This is a genomic window from Candidatus Binatia bacterium (assembly GCA_029243485.1).
In the GTDB taxonomy this organism is placed as follows: Bacteria; Desulfobacterota; Binatia; order UBA12015; family UBA12015; genus VGTG01.
In genome coordinates this window covers 16,331-38,338 of record JAQWRY010000075.1, presented here as the reverse complement: position 1 = coordinate 38,338, position 22,008 = coordinate 16,331, and the positions used below count along the sequence as shown (strand labels likewise).

General features: G+C 64.1%; 19 protein-coding genes, 1 tRNA gene and 2 pseudogenes. 9 read left to right on the top strand and 13 right to left on the bottom strand.

What is annotated here, in order from left to right; all coding sequences use genetic code 11:
* Window positions 1-56: 56 nt before the first annotated feature.
* Window positions 57-1,844 carry a DUF1302 family protein gene (locus tag P8R42_21785; protein MDG2307228.1) on the top strand — a complete coding sequence of 596 codons (1,788 nt, stop codon included), beginning with the start codon at window positions 57-59 and terminating at the stop codon, window positions 1,842-1,844.
* Between the two features lie 98 nt (window positions 1,845-1,942).
* On the opposite strand, the pseudogene P8R42_21780 reads toward P8R42_21785, so the two are convergent.
* Window positions 1,943-2,167: pseudogene (locus P8R42_21780) on the bottom strand (transposase).
* 301 nt (window positions 2,168-2,468) lie between these two features.
* Here P8R42_21780 and P8R42_21775 point away from each other — a divergent pair.
* The 4 genes and pseudogenes from P8R42_21775 to P8R42_21760 all read left to right on the top strand — a co-directional run bounded on the left by P8R42_21775 (window position 2,469) and on the right by P8R42_21760 (window position 7,717).
* Window positions 2,469-3,869, top strand: coding sequence for a DUF1329 domain-containing protein (locus tag P8R42_21775; protein ID MDG2307227.1), 1,401 nt, complete (start codon window positions 2,469-2,471; stop codon window positions 3,867-3,869).
* Window positions 3,870-3,936: 67 nt separating this feature from the next.
* A tRNA-Glu gene (locus P8R42_21770) sits at window positions 3,937-4,011 on the top strand.
* Window positions 4,012-4,215: 204 nt separating this feature from the next.
* Window positions 4,216-6,996 carry a fibronectin type III domain-containing protein gene (locus tag P8R42_21765; GenBank protein MDG2307226.1) on the top strand — a complete coding sequence of 927 codons (2,781 nt, stop codon included), beginning with the start codon at window positions 4,216-4,218 and terminating at the stop codon, window positions 6,994-6,996.
* 347 nt (window positions 6,997-7,343) lie between these two features.
* A pseudogene (locus tag P8R42_21760) lies at window positions 7,344-7,717 on the top strand (DUF5615 family PIN-like protein).
* A gap of 10 nt (window positions 7,718-7,727) precedes the next feature.
* Here P8R42_21760 and P8R42_21755 read toward each other — a convergent pair.
* The 4 genes from P8R42_21755 to P8R42_21740 all read right to left on the bottom strand — a co-directional run bounded on the left by P8R42_21755 (window position 7,728) and on the right by P8R42_21740 (window position 9,897).
* On the bottom strand, window positions 7,728-8,171 hold the full coding sequence (locus P8R42_21755; protein MDG2307225.1) for a hypothetical protein: 444 nt from the start codon (window positions 8,169-8,171) through the stop codon (window positions 7,728-7,730).
* 190 nt (window positions 8,172-8,361) lie between these two features.
* A complete protein-coding gene (locus P8R42_21750; protein ID MDG2307224.1) occupies window positions 8,362-8,589 on the bottom strand; it encodes a type II toxin-antitoxin system HicA family toxin in 228 nt (75 codons plus the stop codon).
* The gene (locus P8R42_21745) at window positions 8,579-8,788 is read right to left on the bottom strand and encodes a type II toxin-antitoxin system HicB family antitoxin (protein ID MDG2307223.1); all 210 of its coding nucleotides are present in this window, start codon (window positions 8,786-8,788) and stop codon (window positions 8,579-8,581) included. The genes P8R42_21750 and P8R42_21745 overlap by 11 nt, the downstream gene beginning before the upstream one ends.
* Before the next feature lie 50 nt (window positions 8,789-8,838).
* Window positions 8,839-9,897, bottom strand: coding sequence for a recombinase zinc beta ribbon domain-containing protein (locus tag P8R42_21740; protein MDG2307222.1), 1,059 nt, complete (start codon window positions 9,895-9,897; stop codon window positions 8,839-8,841).
* A gap of 322 nt (window positions 9,898-10,219) precedes the next feature.
* Between P8R42_21740 and P8R42_21735 the strand changes: the two genes are divergently transcribed.
* A complete protein-coding gene (locus tag P8R42_21735) occupies window positions 10,220-11,599 on the top strand; it encodes a sulfatase (protein ID MDG2307221.1) in 1,380 nt (459 codons plus the stop codon).
* Window positions 11,600-11,666: 67 nt separating this feature from the next.
* Here the strand turns inward: P8R42_21735 and P8R42_21730 are convergent, their stop codons facing one another.
* Entirely contained in the window at window positions 11,667-12,371 is a 705-nt protein-coding gene (locus P8R42_21730; GenBank protein ID MDG2307220.1) for a tyrosine-type recombinase/integrase, read from the bottom strand.
* Window positions 12,372-12,541: 170 nt separating this feature from the next.
* Between P8R42_21730 and P8R42_21725 the strand changes: the two genes are divergently transcribed.
* Window positions 12,542-12,685: a hypothetical protein gene (locus P8R42_21725; GenBank protein MDG2307219.1), complete on the top strand. Its 144-nt coding sequence runs from the start codon at window positions 12,542-12,544 to the stop codon at window positions 12,683-12,685.
* Here the strand turns inward: P8R42_21725 and P8R42_21720 are convergent.
* On the bottom strand, window positions 12,682-13,941 hold the full coding sequence (locus tag P8R42_21720) for an NAD(P)/FAD-dependent oxidoreductase (protein ID MDG2307218.1): 1,260 nt from the start codon (window positions 13,939-13,941) through the stop codon (window positions 12,682-12,684). The genes P8R42_21725 and P8R42_21720 overlap by 4 nt on opposite strands.
* Before the next feature lie 674 nt (window positions 13,942-14,615).
* On the opposite strand from P8R42_21720, the gene P8R42_21715 reads away from it, so the two are divergent.
* Window positions 14,616-14,798, top strand: coding sequence for a hypothetical protein (locus tag P8R42_21715; protein MDG2307217.1), 183 nt, complete (start codon window positions 14,616-14,618; stop codon window positions 14,796-14,798).
* A 420-nt stretch (window positions 14,799-15,218) separates the two neighbouring features.
* Here the strand turns inward: P8R42_21715 and P8R42_21710 are convergent, their stop codons facing one another.
* Both P8R42_21710 and P8R42_21705 read right to left on the bottom strand, forming a co-directional pair.
* A complete protein-coding gene (locus tag P8R42_21710; protein ID MDG2307216.1) occupies window positions 15,219-15,965 on the bottom strand; it encodes an SDR family oxidoreductase in 747 nt (248 codons plus the stop codon).
* Between the two features lie 333 nt (window positions 15,966-16,298).
* Complete coding sequence (locus P8R42_21705) at window positions 16,299-16,706, bottom strand: class I SAM-dependent methyltransferase (GenBank protein ID MDG2307215.1); 408 nt, start codon at window positions 16,704-16,706, stop codon at window positions 16,299-16,301.
* Between P8R42_21705 and P8R42_21700 the strand changes: the two genes are divergently transcribed.
* Window positions 16,700-16,852: a hypothetical protein gene (locus P8R42_21700; GenBank protein MDG2307214.1), complete on the top strand. Its 153-nt coding sequence runs from the start codon at window positions 16,700-16,702 to the stop codon at window positions 16,850-16,852. The genes P8R42_21705 and P8R42_21700 overlap by 7 nt on opposite strands.
* A gap of 25 nt (window positions 16,853-16,877) precedes the next feature.
* Here P8R42_21700 and P8R42_21695 read toward each other — a convergent pair whose 3' ends face one another.
* The 4 genes from P8R42_21695 to P8R42_21680 are packed head-to-tail and all read right to left on the bottom strand — an operon-like array spanning window position 16,878 to window position 22,007.
* Window positions 16,878-18,491 (bottom strand): cryptochrome/photolyase family protein, encoded by a 1,614-nt coding sequence (locus P8R42_21695; GenBank protein MDG2307213.1) that lies wholly within the window; start codon window positions 18,489-18,491, stop codon window positions 16,878-16,880.
* The gene (locus P8R42_21690; GenBank protein ID MDG2307212.1) at window positions 18,488-20,923 is read right to left on the bottom strand and encodes an FAD-dependent oxidoreductase; all 2,436 of its coding nucleotides are present in this window, start codon (window positions 20,921-20,923) and stop codon (window positions 18,488-18,490) included. Before P8R42_21690 ends, P8R42_21695 begins: the two co-directional genes overlap by 4 nt.
* A 25-nt stretch (window positions 20,924-20,948) precedes the next feature.
* Window positions 20,949-21,350: a cytochrome C oxidase subunit IV family protein gene (locus tag P8R42_21685; GenBank protein ID MDG2307211.1), complete on the bottom strand. Its 402-nt coding sequence runs from the start codon at window positions 21,348-21,350 to the stop codon at window positions 20,949-20,951.
* A 9-nt stretch (window positions 21,351-21,359) separates the two neighbouring features.
* Window positions 21,360-22,007: a cytochrome c oxidase subunit 3 family protein gene (locus P8R42_21680; GenBank protein MDG2307210.1), complete on the bottom strand. Its 648-nt coding sequence runs from the start codon at window positions 22,005-22,007 to the stop codon at window positions 21,360-21,362.
* Between the last annotated feature and the right edge of the window lies 1 nt (window position 22,008).

The following is a 22,008-nucleotide window of genomic DNA, read 5'->3' as shown; positions in this document are numbered from 1 at the left end:
CGAATCAGCGGCTCTCGGCCGGCTCCTGTGTTCCACCGACGAAGAGGGAGAGTTAGATGGCTTCACCTATCGGGCGCGGCGCGCTCGCTCTCACGATACTCCTTGGGGCATCCGGGACGGCCTTCGCTCTCGAGTTCGGGCCGAACGAGGCCTTCACCCTGCGCGGTCGGTTCTACACACAGTTCTCGATCGCCACCGAGAAGTCCAAGAAGGAGAGCAACGGCACCGCGCTGAATCAGGCGGGTGCCGTTCCGTCGCGCAACGGCGGAGACATGATCCAGCACCGGAACTTCATGAATCCGGAGTTCGAGGTGGATTTCCGGCGGCTCGCGAAGCCCGTGAAGAAGTGGATCGACGAGTTCGAGGGCCGCGTCGCCTTGTGGGGCTTTTACGACGGGCTCTACGACTACGGGCCCGATCGTTGGCGGACCGTCCTCTCGCAGTATGGGGACCACGAGCTGCAGCAGGTAAGTAAGGGAACCCAGATTAGCCGCGCCGCGGACGGGACCGTCGAGTTTCCCGGTGGGGTCTACGAGCGGCAAGCGCGACGAACCTACGGCCGCCGGATCCGCGTGAACGAGGCGTACGTCGATCTTGCAAACGGTCCCTGGTTCCTGCGGATCGGACGGCAAGCGATCTCGTGGGGTGAAGCCGACACGATCGGATTGCTCGACGCCAACAACCCGTTCGACGTGACGATCCAGCCCGGTCTCATGATCGATCTCGATGAGGCCCGGATTCCGCTGTGGACGATCCGCGGAACCTACGAGTTGTTTGATGTGATGGGGCCGCTGTCGAGTGCGTTCTTGGAGGCGTATTGGGTTCCGGGTTGGCTCGACACGACGATCTCGCCGCTCGTCATCCAGAGCGGGAGCCCATTTGCGCAGCAGCCGCCGGCGTCGAAGGGGTACGCGTCTCCCGGCGTGAGCGGCGCGGCGCTGCACATTTTCCAACAACTCCCGCAACCGTCGACCGCGAACTCCCGCTGGGGTGTGAAGCTCCAAACCGTCATCGACCGCGACTACAATCTGCAGGCCTGGTTCTACACGACGTTTCCGATTCAGCCGGTTCCCGTCGTCTACGGCCTCGATTCGCAGAAGCAGATCACGACCGCCCTCAAGAACAAGCTCACGAACGTGATCGGTGGCGCGGTGAGTTGGTATAGCGACATGCTCAACTCGATTGTCCGGACAGAAGTCGAGCTGTTCAACGGAGAGCCGGGCTTCCTTGCGTTCAAGAACATCGGGCAAGCCCAGGCGAGCGGCTTTCAGAAGCGTGGCCACTACGATCGGCTGAACATCCTCCGCGGTGAGTTCGGGCTCGACTACAACTTCTTCGTTCCGGCGCTGAATCCGACGTCGAGCATTCTTCTGGTCGGTTCGATCGTGTGGTTCTGGAACACGGACGAGACTTCGTCGAAGGACTACCGGGCCCTCGGCATCCTGAAGCCGTCGGCGATTCGTCGCGAGCAGGAGGGGGGCGACTCTGCCGGGTTTTATAACGGGAAGTTCTGCGACAACCCGAACGATCCGAGCATCCCCGAGACTCAGCGTAAGTGCGACTTCGTGAACCAGGACCCGGTCGGCGGGTTCGCACAGGTCACGTTGCGGTCGGACTTCATGCACGGGACCCTAACCCCACAGCTCACGACGATCGGCACGCACCGTGGTTCGCTGACGTTTAGCCCGTCGGTCGTCTACCGCTTCAGCGACACTCTCCTGTTCGACTTCAAGTATGTCACGACCCACACGTTCGGCTCGCTCAATAACGGCTACTCGATCGGTCCCGGGTTGCTGCGGGACCGCGACGAGGCGTGGATCCGAGCGACCTATCAGATCAACTAGTGTCGTGTATCCGAAATCTCTGTAACGCGACGTAGCTTGCGCCGGATCTCTGTGGGCGTCTTCAGCCAACGAAAGGGCTTTGCGTCTGGGTTCCAGTCGTCGAGGTAGCTCATGATCGTCCGGATCAAGCGCGGCACACCATCCAAGCTGCCACATCGAATCGCTTGATCGGTGATCAACCCAAACCACCGGTCGACCAGGTTGAGCCACGAGCTGTTCGTCGGCGTGAGATGGAAATGGACACGCGGGTGCGCCTCCAACCACTCTCTCACCTTCGGATGTTTGTGCGTCCCGTAGTTGTCGAGGGTGAGGTGTAGCTCGCGGCGCGGGTAGCAACGTCCGTGCACCTTCCCGCTGGCAACTTTCAGAGCGGCGAACAGCGTCGTCGGCGCACGGAGCCATGAGTCCAGAGTAATTCGAGCGACCTTCTTTAGCCGCACCGCCTCAGCTGCATATCCCATGCAGGATTAGATGGCGTATATGCAGGCACTGCAGTTACATTACTCTAGGGCTCGTTCGGGCCCCAGGCGCATTGGTCGCTTGACCACTCCCGCGGTGCCGAGCCAGATGAATGGGCGACTCGAACCTTGCGATGGAGTCACCCGACCCTTTGAAGGATAGACGATGACTCTCTCCTGCAGTACGCAACTTCGGATCGCCGTCGTTGTTCTCGCCGCGCTGTTGCCCCTAGCGTCGATTGCCCACGCGGACCCGATCGACGAGGTGCCGTCGGGGACGAAGCTCAACAAGACGAATTGGGAGATCGCGAAGGGTGCGCTCCCCGACGAGATTCTCGAGTTCTACAAGCGTGGGGACTACGAGAACGTCATCATCCAGAAGCGCGGGAACGACTGGCTCGTCGACCCGAACCTCGTCGAGGCGTCGACGGCGAACGCCGGAAAGTACGACATCGACGAGCATGGGACCGTCGTCGACAAGGCGACGGGCGAGCGTCCCGAGACCATCAGCGGCCGACCGTTCCCCGACATCGCTCCCGACGATCCGAAGGCTGGCTCGAAGGCGGTCTGGAACTGGTTCTACACGCTGTACTGGGAGGGATCGTTCCACACGAGCTCGCCGGTGAACTGGATCTCTCGCGACGGTCCGCTTCGCCGGATCTCGACCGACGTTCACTTCAAGTACTACGACGGCAATCCGCCGCAGTTCCAGGAGAAGATCGGGGAGAACCCGCTCAACATTCTGGCTCGGACGATGGGTGTCGTCGTGAAGCCGGCCGACGTGAACGGGATCGTGAACCTGAACTGGCGCTTCCGCGACGGCGACAAGGAAGACAACGCGTGGACGTATGTTCCCGCGCTTCGCCGTGTGCGTCCGATCAATCCGGCGAATCGTTCCGACGGCTTACTGGGCTCCGACATCTCACTCGACGACGGCCCGTACTTCGACGGCAAACCGGAAGATTTCGAATTCAAGCTCGTTGGTGAAGGCAAGGTGCTTGCGCACTTCGATGGGCCGGCCCTCGAGAACGGCTCGCCCGTGAAGCCTCTCGATCCCGAGGAAGAGGTATCAAAGCTCGTCCCCGAGGCGGGAACCGGCTGGCGCCTGATCACGCCGGACGTGCCTCTCATCCCGCCGCAGCTCGACGACTGGCAGCGCAAGGACGGCGAGAATCTCGTCGCCTGGGCGCCGATCGCGTACACCCTGGTGCCGCGCCCCGTGTGGATCGTCGAGGCGACCCCGAAGAACCCGTACTACCTCTACGGCAAGCAGGTCATGTACTTCGACAAGGACACGTTCCGCGGATACTGGAAGAACAAGTACGACTGGAAGGGCAACGCACTTGCGAACTGGGCCTCTCCGGCGATGCCCATCACAGAGACGAAGACCTTCGACGGCAAGCCCTTCTACCTGCGCACGGGCGCCGGCGGGAACGCGGCTTTCGCCGTGAACTACAAGCAGGATAGGGCGACGGTCACCGGCATGCCCGTCCTGCCCACGGAGTACCACATCCAGATCGACGACAAGATTTTCGAGGTCGATCGGGTGAGCCGCATGGGCAAATAGCCCGTTCTCACCCCTGCGGCTTGCGACTGGAGCCCGCGGTCACTACAGATTCTCGGAAGCGCCTTAGGACCCCGTCGTCTAGCTTGGCCAAGGACACCAGCCTTTCACGCTGGTAACACGGGTTCAAATCCCGTCGGGGTCGTCCATTTCTCCTGCGCCATTCCGGCGAGGTCGTCGTTTCTGCCCACGTATCTGCCCATCTGGTCGCCGAACAGGCTGGAGGCGACGCGGCGGCCGTATCCGAGGTCCTTCGGAATCCACTCTTCGTAGTGGCGTTCGATCATTGCGATGGACGTGGCCTCGCGCCGCTTTCCGCGTTGCGCGGCCAAGTCCTCTTGCGGTACCCATGGCTTCCGTGGTCTCCGGTCAGAACTCACCCAACGTGCTCTCGGTCATCCGGGGATGCGGTACGGCCGCCTTGGCGGTGCTGTTGCTGGCGGCTCCCGAGGCGGCTCACGCGGTAGAGATCGTCGTCGGTCCATTCTTGCAGAACGCAGAGCCGACCTCCCTGACGATCGTGTGGGAGACGGACCAAGACGACGGGGCCCCCTTCGTCGACTACGGACCGACCGTCACGCTCGGCCAGTCGACGGCCGGGACGTCTCAGGTCGGATCGGGTGCCTCGCGGCTACACCGGGTCGATCTCGCCAGCCTGTCTCCAGACACCATCCATTACTACCGGGTCCGCACCGACACCCAGACGAGCGCCGTCTTCGATCTGCGTACCGCCCCGCTCGCGAGTAGCGAGGCTTCCTTCCGGTTCGTCGCCTACTCCGACAGCCAATCCGGGTCCGATCCGGCGAAGCACACCGAGGTCGTCAATGACGGCATCATCGACTTCGTGACGCAGACGTTTGGTCCGACGCTGGCTGACGAGATCGCCTTCGTGCTGGTCCCGGGCGATCTCGTCGCGACCGGCAGCTCGTATGCCCAGTGGGAGACGCAGTTCTTCGATGAGGCTCAGAATCTCGCGCAGCACGTTCCCTACTACCCGGTGACCGGGAACCACGAGGGCGACAGTCCCAACTACTTCCAGTACTTCGTTCTGCCCGAGAACGGGACGCCCGGATACCTCGAGCACTGGTACTACAAGGACTACTCGAACGTCCGGGTCATCGGTCTCGATTCGAACGACGACTATCGCATCCAGGAGCAGCTCGACTGGCTCGACGGTGTACTCGCGACCGCTTGTGTCACGTCGACGATCGACTTCGTGTTCGCGCAGCTCCACCATCCGCACAAGTCCGAATCGTGGACGCCGGGAGAGAGGGGCTTCTCAGGCGATGTCGTGAGCAGGCTGGAGCAGTTTTCTGCGACCTGCGGGAAGCCGTCGGTCCACTTCTTTGGTCATACGCACGCGTACGCGCGGGGCCAATCCCGCGATCATCAACACCTCTGGATCAACGTCGCGAGCTCCGAGGGGAGTCTCGACTACTGGGGAGCGTACCCCAACGCCGACTACGACGAGATCCAGCTCTCGCTTCCTGACTATGGATTCATGGTTGCCGAAATCGCGGCCGGGCCAGCACCTTCATTGCGGATCCGCCGCGTGAGCCGGGGCAACGACGTCGTCCCGGAGGACAACGAGGTCGTCGACGACATCAGCCTGCGACTGGGCAACATCCCGCCGGACGTGCCCACGGCGACGTTCCCGACCGCTCTTTCGGGGGCCGTAGACCTCCTCGCCCTGGAACTCGTCGGCTCCGCCTTCGTCGACGCGGACGGTGACACACACCTCGAGAGCCACTTCCAGGTCACGAGCCTTCCCGGCGACTACTCGAGCCCGGTCGTCGATACCTGGCAACGATTCGAGAACCTCTACTCACCGCCTGATGCGACGGGCAGCAGCAACGGTTTCTTCTCGGTGGACACCTCGGCGGGAACCGACGTGACCCGCGTGACTGTCGGTGGCGTGCTCCAGAGCGGTGCCACGTATGCCTGGCGTGTGCGCTACCGGGACGATGCGTTCGCCTGGAGCGCGTGGTCGCCCGAGGCGACGTTTACGACGGGCCTTCCGGGTGGTCCGGGCGAGCTCTACCTTGCGTCGCATGGCGGGTCGAAGGGGTCGTACACCGGCTACGGTGCACTTGCCGACCTTGCGGTCGACGAAGACGGCGTAGAGATGGGCACGGGGAAGCCGGACGGCGGAGGAATCGCGTGGGACGAGGCGGGGGGCCGGTGGGTGCACTACGCAGGCGACGGGACAGGCCGGTTCACGTCCTATTCCACTCTTGCCGACCTGGTGAACGGCACGAACGCCACTCCCCTCGGAGAAGGCGACGCCACGGGGAGCGCGATCTCGGCCGGTCCTGGCGGATGGTACTTCGTCGATGGATTCAACGTCTGGCATCACCCGACGCTCGCCGACCTGGCGACGGATCGTGAGTACACCCTTGTCGGCGGTTCCGCCGATCAGCGGACCGTCGGCCTTCTGTGGAACGGCGAGGTATGGGTCACGAAGCTCACGGATGGACGGTTCTTCTCGTACCCGACGATCAGCGACGTCGCCCAGGATACGAGCTACACCCACATCGGAACCGGCGACAAGACGACTGGCGGCATCGCCTACGTGCTCGACGCCTCGGTTCCGGTTCTGGCGGACTGCCCCGCGGTGCCGACGGGAGGTTGTCGGACTGCCATCAAGAGCAGTCTGAAGATCACGGACAAGGACGGCGAAGCCAAGGACGCTCTTCTGTTCAAATGGCTCCTTGGTCAGACGACCACCCAGGCCGAGCTTGGGCTCCCGGTCTTCTCGACGGGCTACCGGCTGTGTGTCTACGACGCGGGCGGCCTCGTCCGAACCGGCAGCGCTCCGGCGCGCGGCCCGTGCGCTGGGAAGGCCTGCTGGAGGGAACTCGGGTCGAAGGGGTTCGTCTATAAGGACAAGACGGCGAGCGCGGACGGCACGCGGGTCTTGAAACTGAAGAGCGGGGAGAGCCCACGGCCACAGCTCGTGTGGAACAGCAAGGGCGCGGAGCTATCGGATGAGGCGCTGGGCTTGACGCTCCCCGTCGTGGTCGAGGTCTTCAACAGCGAGACACCGGCTTGCCAGACCGCGACGTTCGATGGCTCCGATGTGTTGGCGAACACGAGCGAGCGGTTCTTCGCGAAGTCGATTTCGCCCTAGGACGCGCGATCGCCATCGTATCAGAGACACCGCGTGGGAGCGGAGGGGTGGGATTCGATCCCGCCGCTCGCCGAAGGCGAGCTTTGCCAGGAGCAGTCGCAGCCCGCATCCCTGCGGGACTGAATCGAATCCCAGGGCCAGGGAGCCGCTTCGGACCTTACGTGCAGGTCGAGCAGCGCCCCTGCCTGGGCAGAAGCCGCTGCCCCGCAAAACTTGGATTTTGGAACGGCTCGCTCGTCGGCCCGTGGCGTGATCCCCCGGCAAGTACGCCATTGGCGTGCGTTATCGTCGGACGGCCCCCGCAGACCCCCGGCTCAAAAGGAGATCGAACTTCCGCTCAGAGCCTCGTGAAGGTTCTGGTGGACATGAACCTCAGCCCGATGTGGGTGGGGTTCCTCACCACGCGGGGCATCGAGGCCGTGCACTGGGGGGATGTCGGCGACGCCAGGGCAGCAGACGAGATGCTCATGAGGTGGGCCAGAAAGCGGGGCGCGATCGTCCTCACGCACGACCTCGATTTCTCGGCCTTGGTGGCCACGACGGGTGCGAGCGGGCCAAGCGTAGTTCAGTTCAGGTCCGGGCGCAGAACGTCCTGCCGGACGCGATCGGGGAGGACATCGTCTCGGTCCTGTGCGAGCACTCCGACATGCTTGCCGACGGAGCCATCGTGACGGTGGACGAGGTGGCGTCACGGGTGCGCATCCTGCCGGTTCGGAAGTGATCGGCCGCTTTCACAGGTCGGCGAACATCAGCCGCCGACACCGTTCGCCGTCGGCTTCGCGCCCCGCGATCTCGATGTCCTCGACCATCGTGAACCCGGTGGGTGGTGGCAGGGAGTAGAGCCCGCAAGCCTTCAGCACCTGCACCGCCGCGTCGCGGGCGGGCTTGCCGTCCTCGTCGAGGGAGCGTTCGAGAACGTCCACGGCCTTCGGGAGGAGGGCACGCAGGCGGTCCTGGAGCCCGTCCCAAAGGTCCAGACGCCGAGAGTTGACGGCGACCTGGAATGCCGCGTTTTGGTTTCGCCATTCGCTCACCGTTTGCCGGGCGACACCGACCGCGTCCGCGACCTGGGTGACGGTGTTCCCCACGGCGAGGAGATCGGTGGCCGCCTCCTGCTGCGGCGTGAGCGAAGACGCGCTCGCCGTGTCGGCATCCGTCCCGTTCCGTCGGGTCATCTCTCGCTCCTTCTACGGTTCCGATACTCGCTGGGAGTCTTCGTTCGGCCCGACGTCCGGGCGGACCGGGCGGCTTCTCTCGCGCTCCCGGTCATGCGGCCACGTCCTCGCGGACCAGATCGAGCGCCCGCAGCCACTCGACGAGCTGGTTCCAACTCGGAGTCGTGAGGGTCGCTTGTATCCGTTCCGGTCACCGAGCGGCGCTGCGGAACTCTTCGACGGTGATCCCGGCGAGCCGGATCAGCTTCCGTAGCGTCCCTGGAGCCAGCTCGCGGTGGTCAGGGATCGACAGCGAAACGATGCTCCCTGGCTTTGTCAGGATCATGTGGCTTCCCGACTGACGGCGGAAGATCCACCCGAGCCGCTCGAAGGCGCGTCTCGCCTCGCGGCCCGCGACGACCGGCAGGTCAGGCAACAGCGACGTCGATCTCGACGGTGCGGACTGTCAGAGGCAGGCCCTCCTCGGCGCGTACTTCGAGGCAGGCCACGATCGCCTCACGAATATTGGCGAGCGCCTCGTCCTCGGTCGTGCCCTGGCTGACGCAGCCTGGGATAGCCGGGCACTCGGCGACCACCGCGCCCGTTTCGTCCCTCTCCAGCGTCACCGGTAGCTTCATAGAGAAATGATAGCCGGGGGGTGAACCCGGGGCCAGCCCGTTCGGTCGGGTCATGCCGCAAGTGCATCTCGGAGCCTCGAAACCCGCCGGAGCCATCCGTAGATCTGGTTCAAACTGGAAACTGCGAGGGTCGCCTTACGGTTTTCGGAGCCTGGGACCGCCGCTAACCACCTGAAGAAACTGGCGGTTTCGGCGGTTCCAAATCCGTTCTCCTGGTCGAAGGTGATACCGGCCGGGAAGAGTACCTTTTGCAGCCGCTGTCGTTGCGCCAGGTTGCCCTCGATCCAGAGGCGGCGCGTGTCGAGCAGAAGCACCTCGGCGAAGTTCAGGACGCCCTCGACGTCGATCTCGGCCAGCTCCTCGTCGTGCAGCTCGGTGCGGACGAGGGCGATCTCCTCGGCCAGCTTGTCGTCCTGCCGCCGGTACACCGTGTCGTCGATGCCGCCCCGGTAGAGGTACGCCTCGACGAGCTTCTGACGTCGCTCCTCCAGGTCCTCGATGCACCGGGACAGCCGTAACCGGCCCGCCTTCGCCTCGGCCCGTTTTGCGTTCCAGACGTCGAGCACGATCTCGCGGAAGAGGCGGACGTACTCGGGCTTGGGCCGAAGGCCGGTCAGGAAGTCCAGGAACCGGCCCTCGAAGGCGTCCTTGCCGATCTTCACCCGTTGGCAACCGGCGGTCCGGCAGCGGTAGTAGGCGTACTTCCGGTTGCGGCCCTTCGACCAGCTCCCCGTGAGCGGGGTGTCGCAATGCGCGCACCGGGCGAACCGTCGCAGCGGGAAATCCGCGTGGTTCCGGGTGTGGGGTGTGACCGAGATGCTCTTGCCGTCGAGAACGTCCTGGACCCGCTCGAACAGATGCTCGGGAACGATGGGCTCGAAGTTTCCCGGCACGGCGTCGATCTCCCACGCGGGCATCCGCAGGACCGCCGCGTAGATCGGTTTGCGCAGCGTCTTCTGGAACGTCTGCATCAACAGCGGCTTGCCCTTCCGGGTTCGGAGGCCGAGCGCCGTCACCTCGCGCAGAACGTCCGCCTTCGTCTCGGTGCCCTTGGCATACCGCTCGAACGCCTCGCGGATGAGCGACGCGGAGGCCGGATCGGGCTCGATGTTCTTGCGGCCCGCGCTGTCGATGGTCCGCCGGTAGCCGCAGCGGGAGGCGCTGGATATCCCGACTATGGTCCGAGCGGCTCAGGAGAACCGCGCCCGCCGTATGGCCGAGGAAGGCGTCGCTGGGGATGGCACGGCTGACGCCGGTCGGTGAGCCCCCGTCGCCGGTGCACGTAAACGACGGAGGCCGCCACGGGAGCGGGGCGGCTGCTATCGACTTATCGCAAACCGGGGGCCCCCGATCGTCAACTCGGCACGAGGCGCGAGACAACCGCCGTTAGTTTTGGAGTTACGATCCGAATCGCGTGTTACAAACGAGCGGATGACTTCGCCGCGTCATCGGCTCCTCCAGCTCAGCGTCCTGCTTCTCTTGCTGATTGGAGTGTCTGCCGCCTGCGTAACTGAATCGAACGGCCCCTCGGACGTGCCGTCGTCCTGGCCCGACAGCAACGTGATCGTAGTCTCGATCGACACGCTGCGTCCCGACCACCTCGGAGCGTACGGATACGACGAGCCCACGAGCCCCCACCTCGACGAGTTCGCTCGCGAGGGAGTCCTCTTCCGAAGCGCGGTGGCGCCCTCACCCACCACGTTGCCTTCGCACACCTCGCTCTTCACGGGGCTCTCGCCTAGCTCCCACGGCGTCGTCATCAGCGAGGGGAGGAAGGCCCCCCCCGAGCTGGTAATGATGGCCGAAGTGCTCTCGGCGAGGGGTTACGCGACGGCGTCGCTGAACGACGGCGGCTACCTCGGAGCGCCCTTTGGCCTCGGGCAGGGGTTCGAGCATTTCGAGCAGGCTCGAAACTCGGTCGGTCGCAGCGCAAAGCGGTCGACGCGGCTGATCGACCGCGTGGTGAGTGCCCTCACCTGGCTCGATAGTGTCGAGCCGAAGAAGTTCCTCCTATTCGTCCACTCCTACGAGGTGCACATCCCGCTGACCCCCCCGGTTGAGACTCTCTCGATCTTCGAGGAGTCATATGACGGTCCCCTCGGCGACGCGATCCTGACCCGGGAGTGGTTCGGGCGAGCGAACAGCACGAAGGCCCCGGCCGACATCCAGCACTGGATACGCCTCTACGATGCGGCTATCCGGTCTGCGGATGCGGGCTTCGGAGCGCTAGTGCGCGGGCTGCGTGAACGTGGGCTTTACGATGACAGCTTGATCGTCGTGGTCTCGGACCACGGTGAGGAACTCGGCGAGCGAACCGGGCTCTCACTCCATGGAAAGACCCTCTTCGACGAGGCGCTCCGCATCCCGTTGCTGGTCAAGTTCCCGGGTGGGGAGTTCGCTGGGCGCGTGGTCGACCGGCAGGTGCGCCTGATCGACGTGTTCCCGACCGTCGTCGGCGCGCTCGGGCTCGATGTCCCTGCAGAAATCGACGGCGAGAGCCTTCTTCCGACGCTTCGGACGGACGACGGAGAACGGCCTGCCGTGAGCATCACTGAGGGGAGTCAGGCCGCCCTGCGCCAGCCGCCGTGGAAGCTCTACCGCCGCGACGGCGCGTTGACGCTCTTCAACCTCGAAGACGACCCGGGAGAGCTGCGCGACGTCGCCGCCGGGTATCCCGAGATCGTGGAGTCGCTCGGCGTAAAGCTGGAGGAGCTGACTGCGGAGGAGGCAGACCTGCTCCAGCGATCACGCCGCAAGAAGCTCAGCAAGAACCGACGGGAGCAGCTCCGCGCCCTCGGCTACGTCGAATAGGCCGCTCATCACCCGTACAGATTCGCGAAGCGGGGTTCCAATCTCTTCCTGGAGTCTCGGGTCGGGGTCACGCCGGAGCGGAATGAAGAGATTCTCGGGCGTTCGGGATCATGCCGCGACCTCCCTGCGGACCAGGTCCAGCTCGTGGAGCCAGCGAACAAGCTGGTTCCAACTCGGAGTCGCGAGGGTCGCTTGTTCTTACTCGGCTTTCGTCGAGTACTGCCCCCGAGATTGTTCGTCGGGGGGCAGCCGAGGCCGTCTCGTCTTGTTCGTCGTCCTCGCGAGAGGCCTCCATCATCTCCCAGATCGGCCTGTCGCCTGGCTGCGCGACGTAGGCGCTGTAGTGCCGCAGGAGCGTCTGGGCAGCGACGCCTGTCTGCGCCTCCAGCCTCTTGATCGGAACGCTCGCGAGGAGCGCCAGCGAGACGTACGTGTGCTTGGTCTGGTAGAGGCCACGGTGCCGAAGGCCCAAGGCGCGAAGGGCATTGTCCCAGTGCTCCGAGAACGAGTCCTGGTTGATCTGCCTGCCACGGGTGTTGAGGAAGACCGGCGTCTCAGGGGGCACGTGGAGGGGCTGCATCTCCCGCAGAAGCTCGACGGTGCTCGGATGCAGAGGAACCGTCCTTTCGGCCATCGGGACCTTTGGAGGGTTGTTCTCGTTCAGGTAGCGAGACTCCTTCACCGAAACACGGCCCCGACGGAGATCCACGGTTCCCCAGGTGAGTGCAGCGGCTTCCGAGGGTCGGAGCGCAGACCAGAAGAGGAGGTGCACGAAGGTCGTGTACGGCGGGTGAGGGCGTGTTCGGGTTCAGCTGAAGTTGGACCAGTTAGGGGTTTGAAATAAGAGACACTTCCGGCCCAACCGGAAGGCGCACCTGATGGGTAAGGGAGAGAGCGCGGAGAAGGTGACCGCTCCTGCGGCTCGGCACACGCCTATCGACGATGGACCTCGCGAAAGTACATCTCGACGTCGCGCACCGCTTGCTCGAGCTCGTCGCGAACAGCCGGCTCCGCACCGCCGCTTGGTCCGCACGCGGTGCCCTCCTGTTGTGGGTGCTGGGATCCCGGCCGGCGAGTTTCGGCTAGCCGAGATCGCGCGAGATCGCGCGGGCGGTCCGGCGCCCGGAATAGAGTGCTCCCTGAATGGACGCGGTGTCGCGATGGTCGCCGCAGACGTAATGGTGGGAGTTCAGGCGGACAGGCTGTTTTGGATCGAAGGGAGGACGTTGGTCGGGGTGCGCGGCTGCGATTCGATACGTGCGAAGATGTCGCCAGTTCTCGACCTCGTCTCCGAACCAGCCGCGAAGCTGCTTCCGGACGTCGTCAGCGAGAGAGTTACCGTCATCAAGGGTCCCGTCGGGCCCCCGGCAAAGCGCTCCCGGCACGGCGGCAACGATGAGCGCCTGGCCTTCGGGCGCGTAGTGGCGAGAGAGATTCGTCAAGACGGCAACGTTCTTTGCGGGGCCGGACCGGGCGCCGTCGAGGGCGATCAGCGGATCGTCGAACGGCGGGGTGGGGGCGGAGAAGTACACGCAGCTCGCGGCCCGCATCACGACGGGCGGAATCCCGAGGAGCGTGGCGGCGGACGGAGCGTCGGTTGCTACGACGACGGCTCGCGCGCGGACGTGCTCTCCACTCTCGAGGCGCACCGTTGTTCCTTCGAGTCGCTCAACCCGGGAGCGCGTTCGGACCGTACCGTCGGGAAGGCTGCGAGCGAGCTGCTTCGGGATCTCGCCCATTCCTCTCGCCGGCACGGCGGCGTCGCCTTCCGCGATCATCCGCAGAATGATCGCGAAGCGTCGGCTCGAGACCTCGAGCTCGGGGTCGAGCTGAATCCCACCGAAGAAGGGGCGAAAGAAGCTCTCGATGATGCGGGGTGAGAATCCCGCGTCTACGAGGGCTTGCATGGTCGAGCCGTCTGGTCCTCGCAGAAGGCGCGCGGCGGGTCCGCGCCGCACCCGGGCAACGAGCAGGAGAATTCGGAGCTTGTCACTGACGGAGCCAATGGGCGCCAAGAGCGTTTGGAGCGCCGTCGTGGGACGCCGCAAGGGGTCCCCCACGTCATAGAAGCGACCGTCCCGGAAGATCCGTCCACCGGGCTCGAAGGAGCGAAGGTCGAGCGCTCCGTAGTCGAGAACCCGCTGGGCCTCCGGGTAGGCCGTCAGCAGGATCTGGAATCCGCGATCGAGTCGAAAGCCGTCGACGACATCTGTCTGGACTCGCCCCCCGGGAGTCGCTTCGCTTTCCAAGACGATGGACGAGTGACCTGCCCGGTGAAGCTCGCGCGCGCAGGCGAGCCCCGCGAGCCCTCCTCCGACGATGCACACGTCCACGTCCGCCATTCCTGCCACAGACAATCTCGTCACCTTCCGGCGGGCATACCACTCACGCGAAGGCGATAGTGGCGGCGATTACGAGCATGGCACCGGTTGGAACCGATCTCATGGGCGGATCTTCGACTCGGGCGTGCATGAGCAAGGCGCCGAGCATCATCGCCACCAGGGGTGAGGGAGGACGGCCGAACCAGTTCTGGGATCCACAGCCCGCGGAGCAGGGCGACGGCTACGCCGACTTTGATCGCTCCAACGACCCACATGAACCAACCCGGCAATCCATAGGCCGCGAACTCTGCGGACATGCTCTCGGCTCCTGCCCCTCGGTAGGGAGTCGGCTTGGACGAACGTGTGATCCAGACGTTCAGCAGGCCGAGCGCCGCGACCACTTGCAGAACCATGCGTAGATTTTCCAACGATCTCTCTCCGAAAACGGGGAGAGGCTATCCCGGATGCAGCCCGACGCAAGCGAAAACATGCCGTCGAGGCCAGGGGCGGTACGCCGCCGGCTCCCCCGTTTTGCGATGGTGCCGGCGCATTGGGCGGATGCAATCCCTGTGCGATGGGGGCAGCACCTGAGAAGCTTCCCGAGTTCGCCAAAGCGGCCGGATCCCCGAAGCGCGCGTACGCGACTAGATTCAGGCGTATACAGAGGTTTGCGACGGCACAGGGAGGGAGCGAACATGGCGAGCCAAGATGAACCGCTCTTCGAGTCGAACGAAATCTCCGGCGACGAGGACGGTGCCGAGCCGTGGGTTCAACTCCTGCTCGAGCGACACCGCCATCTTGCAGCGTTTGTCGCCTCCCCCTCCTGTGCCATCTTGCGAATCGATGTAATCCGCCTCCTCCTTTTCCCGTGCGTTTGACGAACGGAGGTCCGCGACGCTCGAACGATGGAAGGGCGTCTATTGGGAGGACTTCATCCCTTTCGTTCACGGCGTTCGGCGCTTGGCTTCCTATTATAATAATGCTGTGCGACCGAGCGACCCGTACGAGTTCGTGGGACTGCTGGAGGCCGCGCTCCGGGCCGGGGGACCGCTCGGCTCGGCCCACAGGTTTGGCTGCGGGGACAGTCCGCCTCGTTCGGAGCCGCGACGATCTCGGACGGTTCAAGCAGGGTGAAGTGCTCGTTTGCGATGCGGCTCCTTCGTACGGACGACTACGTCACGATCGACGGGTATCTGGGGATCGTGACCGTGGGAACACCCGACTTCGATCTCGAACAGAGGGCGGCCGAAGTCGAGTGAACCTCAAACCCAGCGTCGAGGTCTCGCAGCCCTGGCGCGTCACCACGGGATCTCCGAGCCGTCCCAGGCCAGGAAGCTACCGGACTGCTCCGGCCGGAGTCGGGCCAGCACGTCGAGGATTTGCTCTGCCGCTCGGGGGGGGGCGAAGAGCTTCTTAGGAGGAACTCCCCGCTGAAACGGGCGTGACATCCCGGTGTCGACCGTACCCGGATGTATGGCGACGACGATCGCGTTGGGAGCACGTCGTCCGAGTTCGATCGCGGCGGTTCGCGTGAACATGTTCAGTGCCGCCTTCGAGCCGCGGTACCCGTACCACCCACCGAGTCGGTTGTCCGTGATGCTTCCGACGCGGGCCGAGACATTCGCGAGCACGGCGCGGCCTTCGTGCCGAATCAGAGGATGGAAATGTTTCATTACGAGCAGCGGGCCAAAGGCATTTACCGCGAACACTTTCTGGAGACTATCGCCCGAGATCGCATCGAGACGCTTCTCTGGAGCGATACCCGTCTCATCGTGGAGAACGCCCGAGACATTGATGAGCCGGTCGAGACGGCCCGACCCGGCTCGAACGCGGGCGGCGGCTGCTTCGATCGTGGTCTCGCGGGTGACGTCGAGCCGGAGGATGACCAGACGCGGATCATTGCAGAGAGCACGAAGCTCGATTGCGTTCTCCGGGTCTCGGCAGGTTGCATACACCGTCCCGACCTCTGGTTTGGACAGGAGGGCTCGAGCGAGCGCGTGACCGATGCCCCGGTTCGCTCCCTGAATCAGAGAGCATTCAGGCATTTCGTCTCGTCACGAGTCACGCCTGCTCTCGGTGGGACTGTACCGCGCGTAGATTCTCATGATGCATGAGAACCCTGCCCCGTGATGCCCCATGCGAATCTCAAGATTTTCAGGATGTCCTCGGCTTTCATGTCGAGCTCGTAGGCGAGTGAATGCGCGAAATAGTCGAGAGGCGCGCGAGGGAACTGTGCGCGCAAGCGCGTTGCGCGAAGGAGAACTTCGAGTTGATTTGGCTCGTAGTCAGAACCGTTCACAGTTCTAGCCTACGCCGGCATTGAGCCGTGCCAAGCGGGAATCGGCAGGGCTTTGAGCAGCCGAGTCGTTCCTCCACGGTCAGGAGAGGGCTGGAAGAATCGGTCTACTCCGGTTTTCCGGCTTCGCCATCAGAACCTGGATGTCACCGATGTAGCGCTCCTCGAAGCCGGTCTCACAGGAGCAGAGATAGAATTCCCACATGCGGCTGAACTCCTCGGAGAATCCGAGCTGGCGTACGCGGCCCAGGTTGCCGAGAAACCCTGATCTCCACCGACGCCGTGTTTCGGCGTAGCGCGGTGTGAAGTCTTCCAGGTGTACGAGCTTCATCGAGCTGGACCGCACGGAGGGCTGGAGCAGCGCGGAGAGCGAGGACATGCAGCCTCCGGGAAAGATGTAGCGCTTGATGAAGTCCACGGTGTTCTTCGCACGCTCGAACGCCTGGTCTTGAATGGTGATGACTTGGAACGTTCGACCGTGTCGTGTCAATCGAGATGATCGAGGCGGTGGGCGCCGAGTCCCCGACGTCCGTGCCCCCAAAACCAGCAGTCGGCGAACAGGCTCGGCAGCTCCTCGATCTTCACGCGTTCTCCACGACCATCGAGTTCACTGCGGTCGCGAGTGGACGAGCCTGAGCGGAACGAACCAACTCGATGATCACTACGTGGTCCGCAGGTCGTCGGCGCTCAGCCGTTGGCGGATCGTTCGCGCTAGGCGGCGAATCTCGTCTAGTTCCTCGACCGGGATTCTGTCCAGATTCTTCATCGCGAGCGCCATGCGGGGGTTTGCCCGGAAAGGCGTTCGGTTCCGGGACAGAAAGTCCCAATACAGGGCGTTGAAGGGGCATGCCTCCGGCCCGATGCGTTTCTTCGGATCGAACCGACAGGATCGGCAGTAGTTGCTCATCCGGTCGATGTATCGCCCGCTCGCCGCGTACGGCTTCGAGCCGAGGACGCCCTCCGTCGAGCCGGGCCGAGCATCGGCGTGGAGCGCCATCCCAACGACGTTCGGTGCCGTAACCCAATCGACTCCGTCCACGAACATGCCCAGGTACCAGTCGTTCACTGCCCGTGGCTCGACTCCGGCCAAGAGGGCGAAGTTCCCCGTCACCATCAGTCGCTGGATGTGATGTCCGTAACCTCGATCGAGCACTTCTCCGACGGCCGTCGCCAGGCAGTTCATGTCGCTTTGTCCGGTCCAGTAGGCGTGGGGGAGCGGGCGGTCTGCGCCAAGGGCGTTCCGATCCCGATAGCCTGGGCCCTCGAGCCAGTAGATTCCTCGGACGAACTCGCGCCACCCGATGATCTGCCGCACGAAACCCTCGACGCTTTCGATGGGTGCTTCTCCGGCATCGAGAGCGTCCACCGCGGCATCGACGCACTCGCTGGGGCCGAGGAGCTTCAGGTTCAGAGAGGTGGAGAGCAGAGAATGAAACAGTGTGGGTTCGCCGGACCACATCGCGTCTTGGTAGCGGCCAAAGGACGAGAGACGGTTGCGAATGAACTGGCGCAGAGCGAGGAGAGCCTGTCGGCGCGTGACGGGCCAATCAAAGTTCTCCGATTGTCCCGGTAGTTCCGGAAGCTCTCGTTCCACGAGGGCGAGCACCGACTGCGTGATCGCGTCCGGTTGCCTGCGGCGCTTCGGAGGCAGCCCCTCCGGCCCGCGCTTACCGAATGGACGCCGATTGTTCGCATCGAAGTTCCACTGCTCGCCCCGTGGCTGGCCGTTCTCTTCGACGAGGACTTCGAGGCGACGTCTTTGCCAGCGGTAGAAGTCCTCCATCCGTAGCCGGCGACGCCCCTTCGCCCAATCCGCAAACGTCTCGATCGAGGTAAGGAAATGTCCGTCCGGAAGCACCGTAGGCTTCAGGTTCGCCCGTTCTGCGCAGGCGTTGAGGTCGATGCGAACGCGGATATCGCCTGGTTCGGTCCATGCGAGCGCGCGCGGGCTCAACTCTTCGATCGCACGGTCGATCTCGCCGGCGAGCGTTTGTGTGTTGGCCTCGTCATCGAGTTCGACGTATCGCACGCAGAAACCTCGAGCGCGCAACTCCTTGGCGAAGTGGCGCATTGCCGAAAGGAACAAAGCGGTTCGCTGGCGATGGCTTCTGGGTGCGAGTGACTCCGCTCGGACCTCCATCATGAGGACGACGTCGCGTTCGCGATCGAGCCGTCGAAGGATCTCGGCATCCCGGTTCAGCTGATCGCCGAGCACGATCGCCAGCGTTCCCGTCGGTTTCGCGACGGTCTGCGTTCGTTTGTGCGTTCGCTTCATTGGCCGGGCACACCCTGGGCGGCGGTTTCGGGCGGCTCGCCCAGTAGACGTCCCGCGGCGGCGATCCCGCTGTCCCAGGCGGCTTCCAGGCGCCCGCCGAGACACCCATCGCCGCAGACGATCCAGCCGGCCTCGGGGTCCGCCAGGCAAGGTTCCCCCAGCGGGGTCTCGACGAGAGCATAGCGCCAACGATGCGCGAACGTCTCGTCCGGCGGCGGCGAATCAAATCGCTCCGCGAAGCACGCCAGAAGATCTCGGGTGTTCTCGTCGGGGTCCCGTTCAAGATGGTCGCGTGACCAATCGGGCGCCGCGTGCAGGATCCACCATCCCTCGTCGGTCCGGCGGGGCTTGCTCGCGTCGCGGGCGACCCAGGATAGAGGCTCCTCGGGGCCAAACCGGGCCGCATCGAACCCGAGGTCGAGTCCGACCGGAAACTTCGTCGCGACGGCGAGGCAAGGGGCGTAACGGACGGAGGCGAGCCGCTCGCGTAGAGCGCCGTCAGTCAACAACGAGGCCGTCTGCCTTGCGGGAAGCGAAAGGACGACCTGGTCGAAGGGGCCGAGCACATCGTCGGAGGTCTCCAGCCGCCAGCCGTCCAAATGGCGCTCGAGGCGGAGAACTCGCTGGTCACGGCGCACGTCGAGCTCGCTGGCGAGGTGCCGCGCAATAGCGCTCATCGATGGGGTGCCAACCCAACGCACCTCCTCGTCGTGGCGCTCTACGAAGGCCCCCTTCTCCGAGGGGCCGAGAAATCTCGCGTCCCAGGCGGCTGCGATTCCATCCTCGGCCCAGGACCGAACATACCGCCTCAGGCTCTCCCCGCGTGCGTGGAAGAACTGTGCGCCGTGATCGACGTGCCCTTGGGGGGTGCGCCGCGAAGAGGTGCGACCGCCGGGCCCCCGGCCCTTGTCGACGACGACGACAGAAAGCCCATGGTCCTGAAGGGTTCGGGCACAAGCGAGTCCGGCGATGCCGCCTCCAATCACGGCGATCTTCGGGTTGAAGCTGGCGCGAGGTCTCTCGACCTTGCGCAGATAGGCCGCCGTGTCGATCCGTCTTTCCTGGCTGCGGGTCGAGCGACTTCGAATCGTGCCGAGTGCCGTTTTCGCTTCGGGAAAGGGGCGATCGAAGAGCCCCAGACACCACAGGAGACCGCCGTACGACGCCGGATCTCTACCATCCAGAGCGTAGCGGTGATTGAGGTCGAGGAGCATCTCCAGGGCTGACTTCGGGTCTGGACGCCAGGGCGGAATCGCCTTGCCCCAGGTCATCCGCAGGTTGTTGTGCAGCTCGCCATGAACGAGGAGTGACGTTTGCGCGGCATCCCAGAGCGCGTCGCCGCTCCGGCCGCGTGCGAGTCGTTCCCAAGACAGCCCGCTACGGGGCACGTCGTGATGCTCGACGAGCGTGTTCTGCGCCCAGTGGGGGAGGGCCGAAAGTTCTTCCATCTTCTGTTCGTGCCAACACCATGTGTACGCAAGCTCTCGCCAGACGAGAAGTTCGTCGAGGAACTTCCGAGCACCCGCAGATCTGTGCGCAGCTGCTTCGCGGGCGAGGCGCATCGGTGAAACGTGTCCATAGTGCAGGTAGGCGGACATCCGGCTCGTGGCGCCGGCGCACGGATCGTTGCGCTTCGCGCTGTAGCGGTCGAGATCTCGTTCGAGAAACGCCTGCCATCGTCGGTAGCCGGCCGTGCTGCCCCCGGGCGTCTCGGGGACCGGAGCCACGCCGTGGTCGATCTCACATGCGCCGATGAGCGCTCCGAGCGTCTCTCTCTCCAGATCCACGGGTTCGAACGGCAGCTCGTCGGGAACGAAAGGCGAGCCCGGCGAGGGGGCATCGACCCATGGTCTTCCGACGCGAGCCTCTCGGAGGGAGCGGGTTCGGTTCCGATATGCGAACGCTCGATCCGGCTTGCCCGGGACGAGGCGCATCGGCACGACGCACGCGGTGTCGACCGTCCATACCGGCGCATCGCAGGAGGCGACGAGCGCATCGAGCCATTGACGCATTGGAGGCGTCGGGAAGTCCTCCGTGACGACGAGAGCGGCGCGTGTGGCCAGCTGCTTCAGAGCATGAGACCGGTGCCCCGGTCGCTCGAGATGGAAGGCGTATCCGATGGATCGTCGCTGGAACTCGAGCTGCACATCACGAGCTCCTTCCAAGATGAAACGGTGATGACGGTCGGATGCGAAGGGGTATCTCTCCGATAGCGCGTGATAGACGAACACCGGCCGGTCATAGGCTTCCGCAGCAAGGAGGGCGGCGTCGAGCGCTGGATTCTCGTGCGCACGCACGGCCGTGCGCATCCAGTACAGAATGAACTCGCCTTCGAGACGTGTTCCTCCTCGAAGGACTTGGATCCTCTCTCGAACGGGGCCGTGGGGGTCCGGCCCGGCTGTGGCAAGAGGGAGTTGCTCGGGCTTTGTCATGATCGTTCCTGGTCGCGGGCGCGACTCAATGCACCGCAGACTCGTCCTCCTGGGTCTGCGCTTCCGGCGTTCGAGGGATCAGGCCGTCCAGCCCCTGCACCCGGAAGTCTCGGACGAGACCGCGCGTTTCTGCCGGCAGATAGGTCTTCGTTCTGCGAGTCAGGTCGTCGTTCAGAACACCTCCGAACAAAATCACGACTCCAGCCAGGGACACGACGAACGAAACGCGTATCAGCCGGTTCGCCCACCTCAATCCCATGAAGTAGAAGCAGACGAGCCCGGCCTTCGTGGCAGCGATCGTGAGGGCCGCGATGGTGTTCCATGCTCCGAGGTCGACCAGGGCCATAGCGATCGTGAGCGCCGTGAGTGCGATGAGCTTAGCGAAGGTGCGGCTGTAGGTGGAGACGGGAATGACGTAGTGTGACACGACGTTCTCCTAGTGGCGTCCCAGCAAATACAGCATGGGAAAGAGGAAGATCCATACGAGATCTACGAAGTGCCAATAGAGTCCCGTCATTTCGACCGGCGTGAAGTAGTCGTGGCGAAACCGATCTTGTCGCGCCATCAGCAAGAGTACACTTAGAATCGCGATGCCGATGATCATGTGTACGGCGTGCAGGCCCGTCAGCGCGAAGTAGAACGACATGAACAGTTCGTGCTGCGCGGCGTGGGGTCCCGAGAAACCGAAGTGGTCGCCCGGTACCAGTGCCTCCGCAAACTTTGAGCTGTATTCGAACGCTTTGACCGTGAGAAACGCGAGCCCGAGAAGAATTGTCATCCCGAGCCATTTGAATTGCGCTTGACGCGTCTCGGCTTGGGCCGCGTGGACGGCCCGGGCCATCGTGAGGCTGCTCGTCAGCAGAACGAGGGTATTGAGCGCTCCAAGGCCGAGGGAGAGGTGATTGCTCGCGTCCTCGAAAGCCTCGGTGAAAGAAACGAAGTACACGGCATAGGCCACGAGGATTCCGCCGAAGAACATGACCTCGGTAAGCAGGAAAATCCACATGCCGAGGGTCGAAGCCTCGAACTGCTGTTCGGCGTCATCGAACTGATGCGCGACGGGGTGCGTCTCCGGAGAGGACACG

Coding starts and splice junctions, on each gene's coding strand:
- P8R42_21690 (MDG2307212.1), bottom strand. CDS start 20,923: ATGACAAAGCCCGAGCAACTCCCTCTTGCCACAGCCGGGCCGGACCCC.
- P8R42_21725 (MDG2307219.1), top strand. CDS start 12,542: ATGGACCTCGCGAAAGTACATCTCGACGTCGCGCACCGCTTGCTCGAG.
- P8R42_21785 (MDG2307228.1), top strand. CDS start 57: ATGGCTTCACCTATCGGGCGCGGCGCGCTCGCTCTCACGATACTCCTT.
- P8R42_21720 (MDG2307218.1), bottom strand. CDS start 13,941: ATGGCGGACGTGGACGTGTGCATCGTCGGAGGAGGGCTCGCGGGGCTC.
- P8R42_21710 (MDG2307216.1), bottom strand. CDS start 15,965: ATGCCTGAATGCTCTCTGATTCAGGGAGCGAACCGGGGCATCGGTCAC.
- P8R42_21735 (MDG2307221.1), top strand. CDS start 10,220: ATGACTTCGCCGCGTCATCGGCTCCTCCAGCTCAGCGTCCTGCTTCTC.
- P8R42_21755 (MDG2307225.1), bottom strand. CDS start 8,171: ATGACCCGACGGAACGGGACGGATGCCGACACGGCGAGCGCGTCTTCG.
- P8R42_21745 (MDG2307223.1), bottom strand. CDS start 8,788: ATGAAGCTACCGGTGACGCTGGAGAGGGACGAAACGGGCGCGGTGGTC.
- P8R42_21765 (MDG2307226.1), top strand. CDS start 4,216: ATGGCTTCCGTGGTCTCCGGTCAGAACTCACCCAACGTGCTCTCGGTC.
- P8R42_21775 (MDG2307227.1), top strand. CDS start 2,469: ATGACTCTCTCCTGCAGTACGCAACTTCGGATCGCCGTCGTTGTTCTC.
- P8R42_21695 (MDG2307213.1), bottom strand. CDS start 18,491: ATGAAGCGAACGCACAAACGAACGCAGACCGTCGCGAAACCGACGGGA.
- P8R42_21715 (MDG2307217.1), top strand. CDS start 14,616: ATGGCGAGCCAAGATGAACCGCTCTTCGAGTCGAACGAAATCTCCGGC.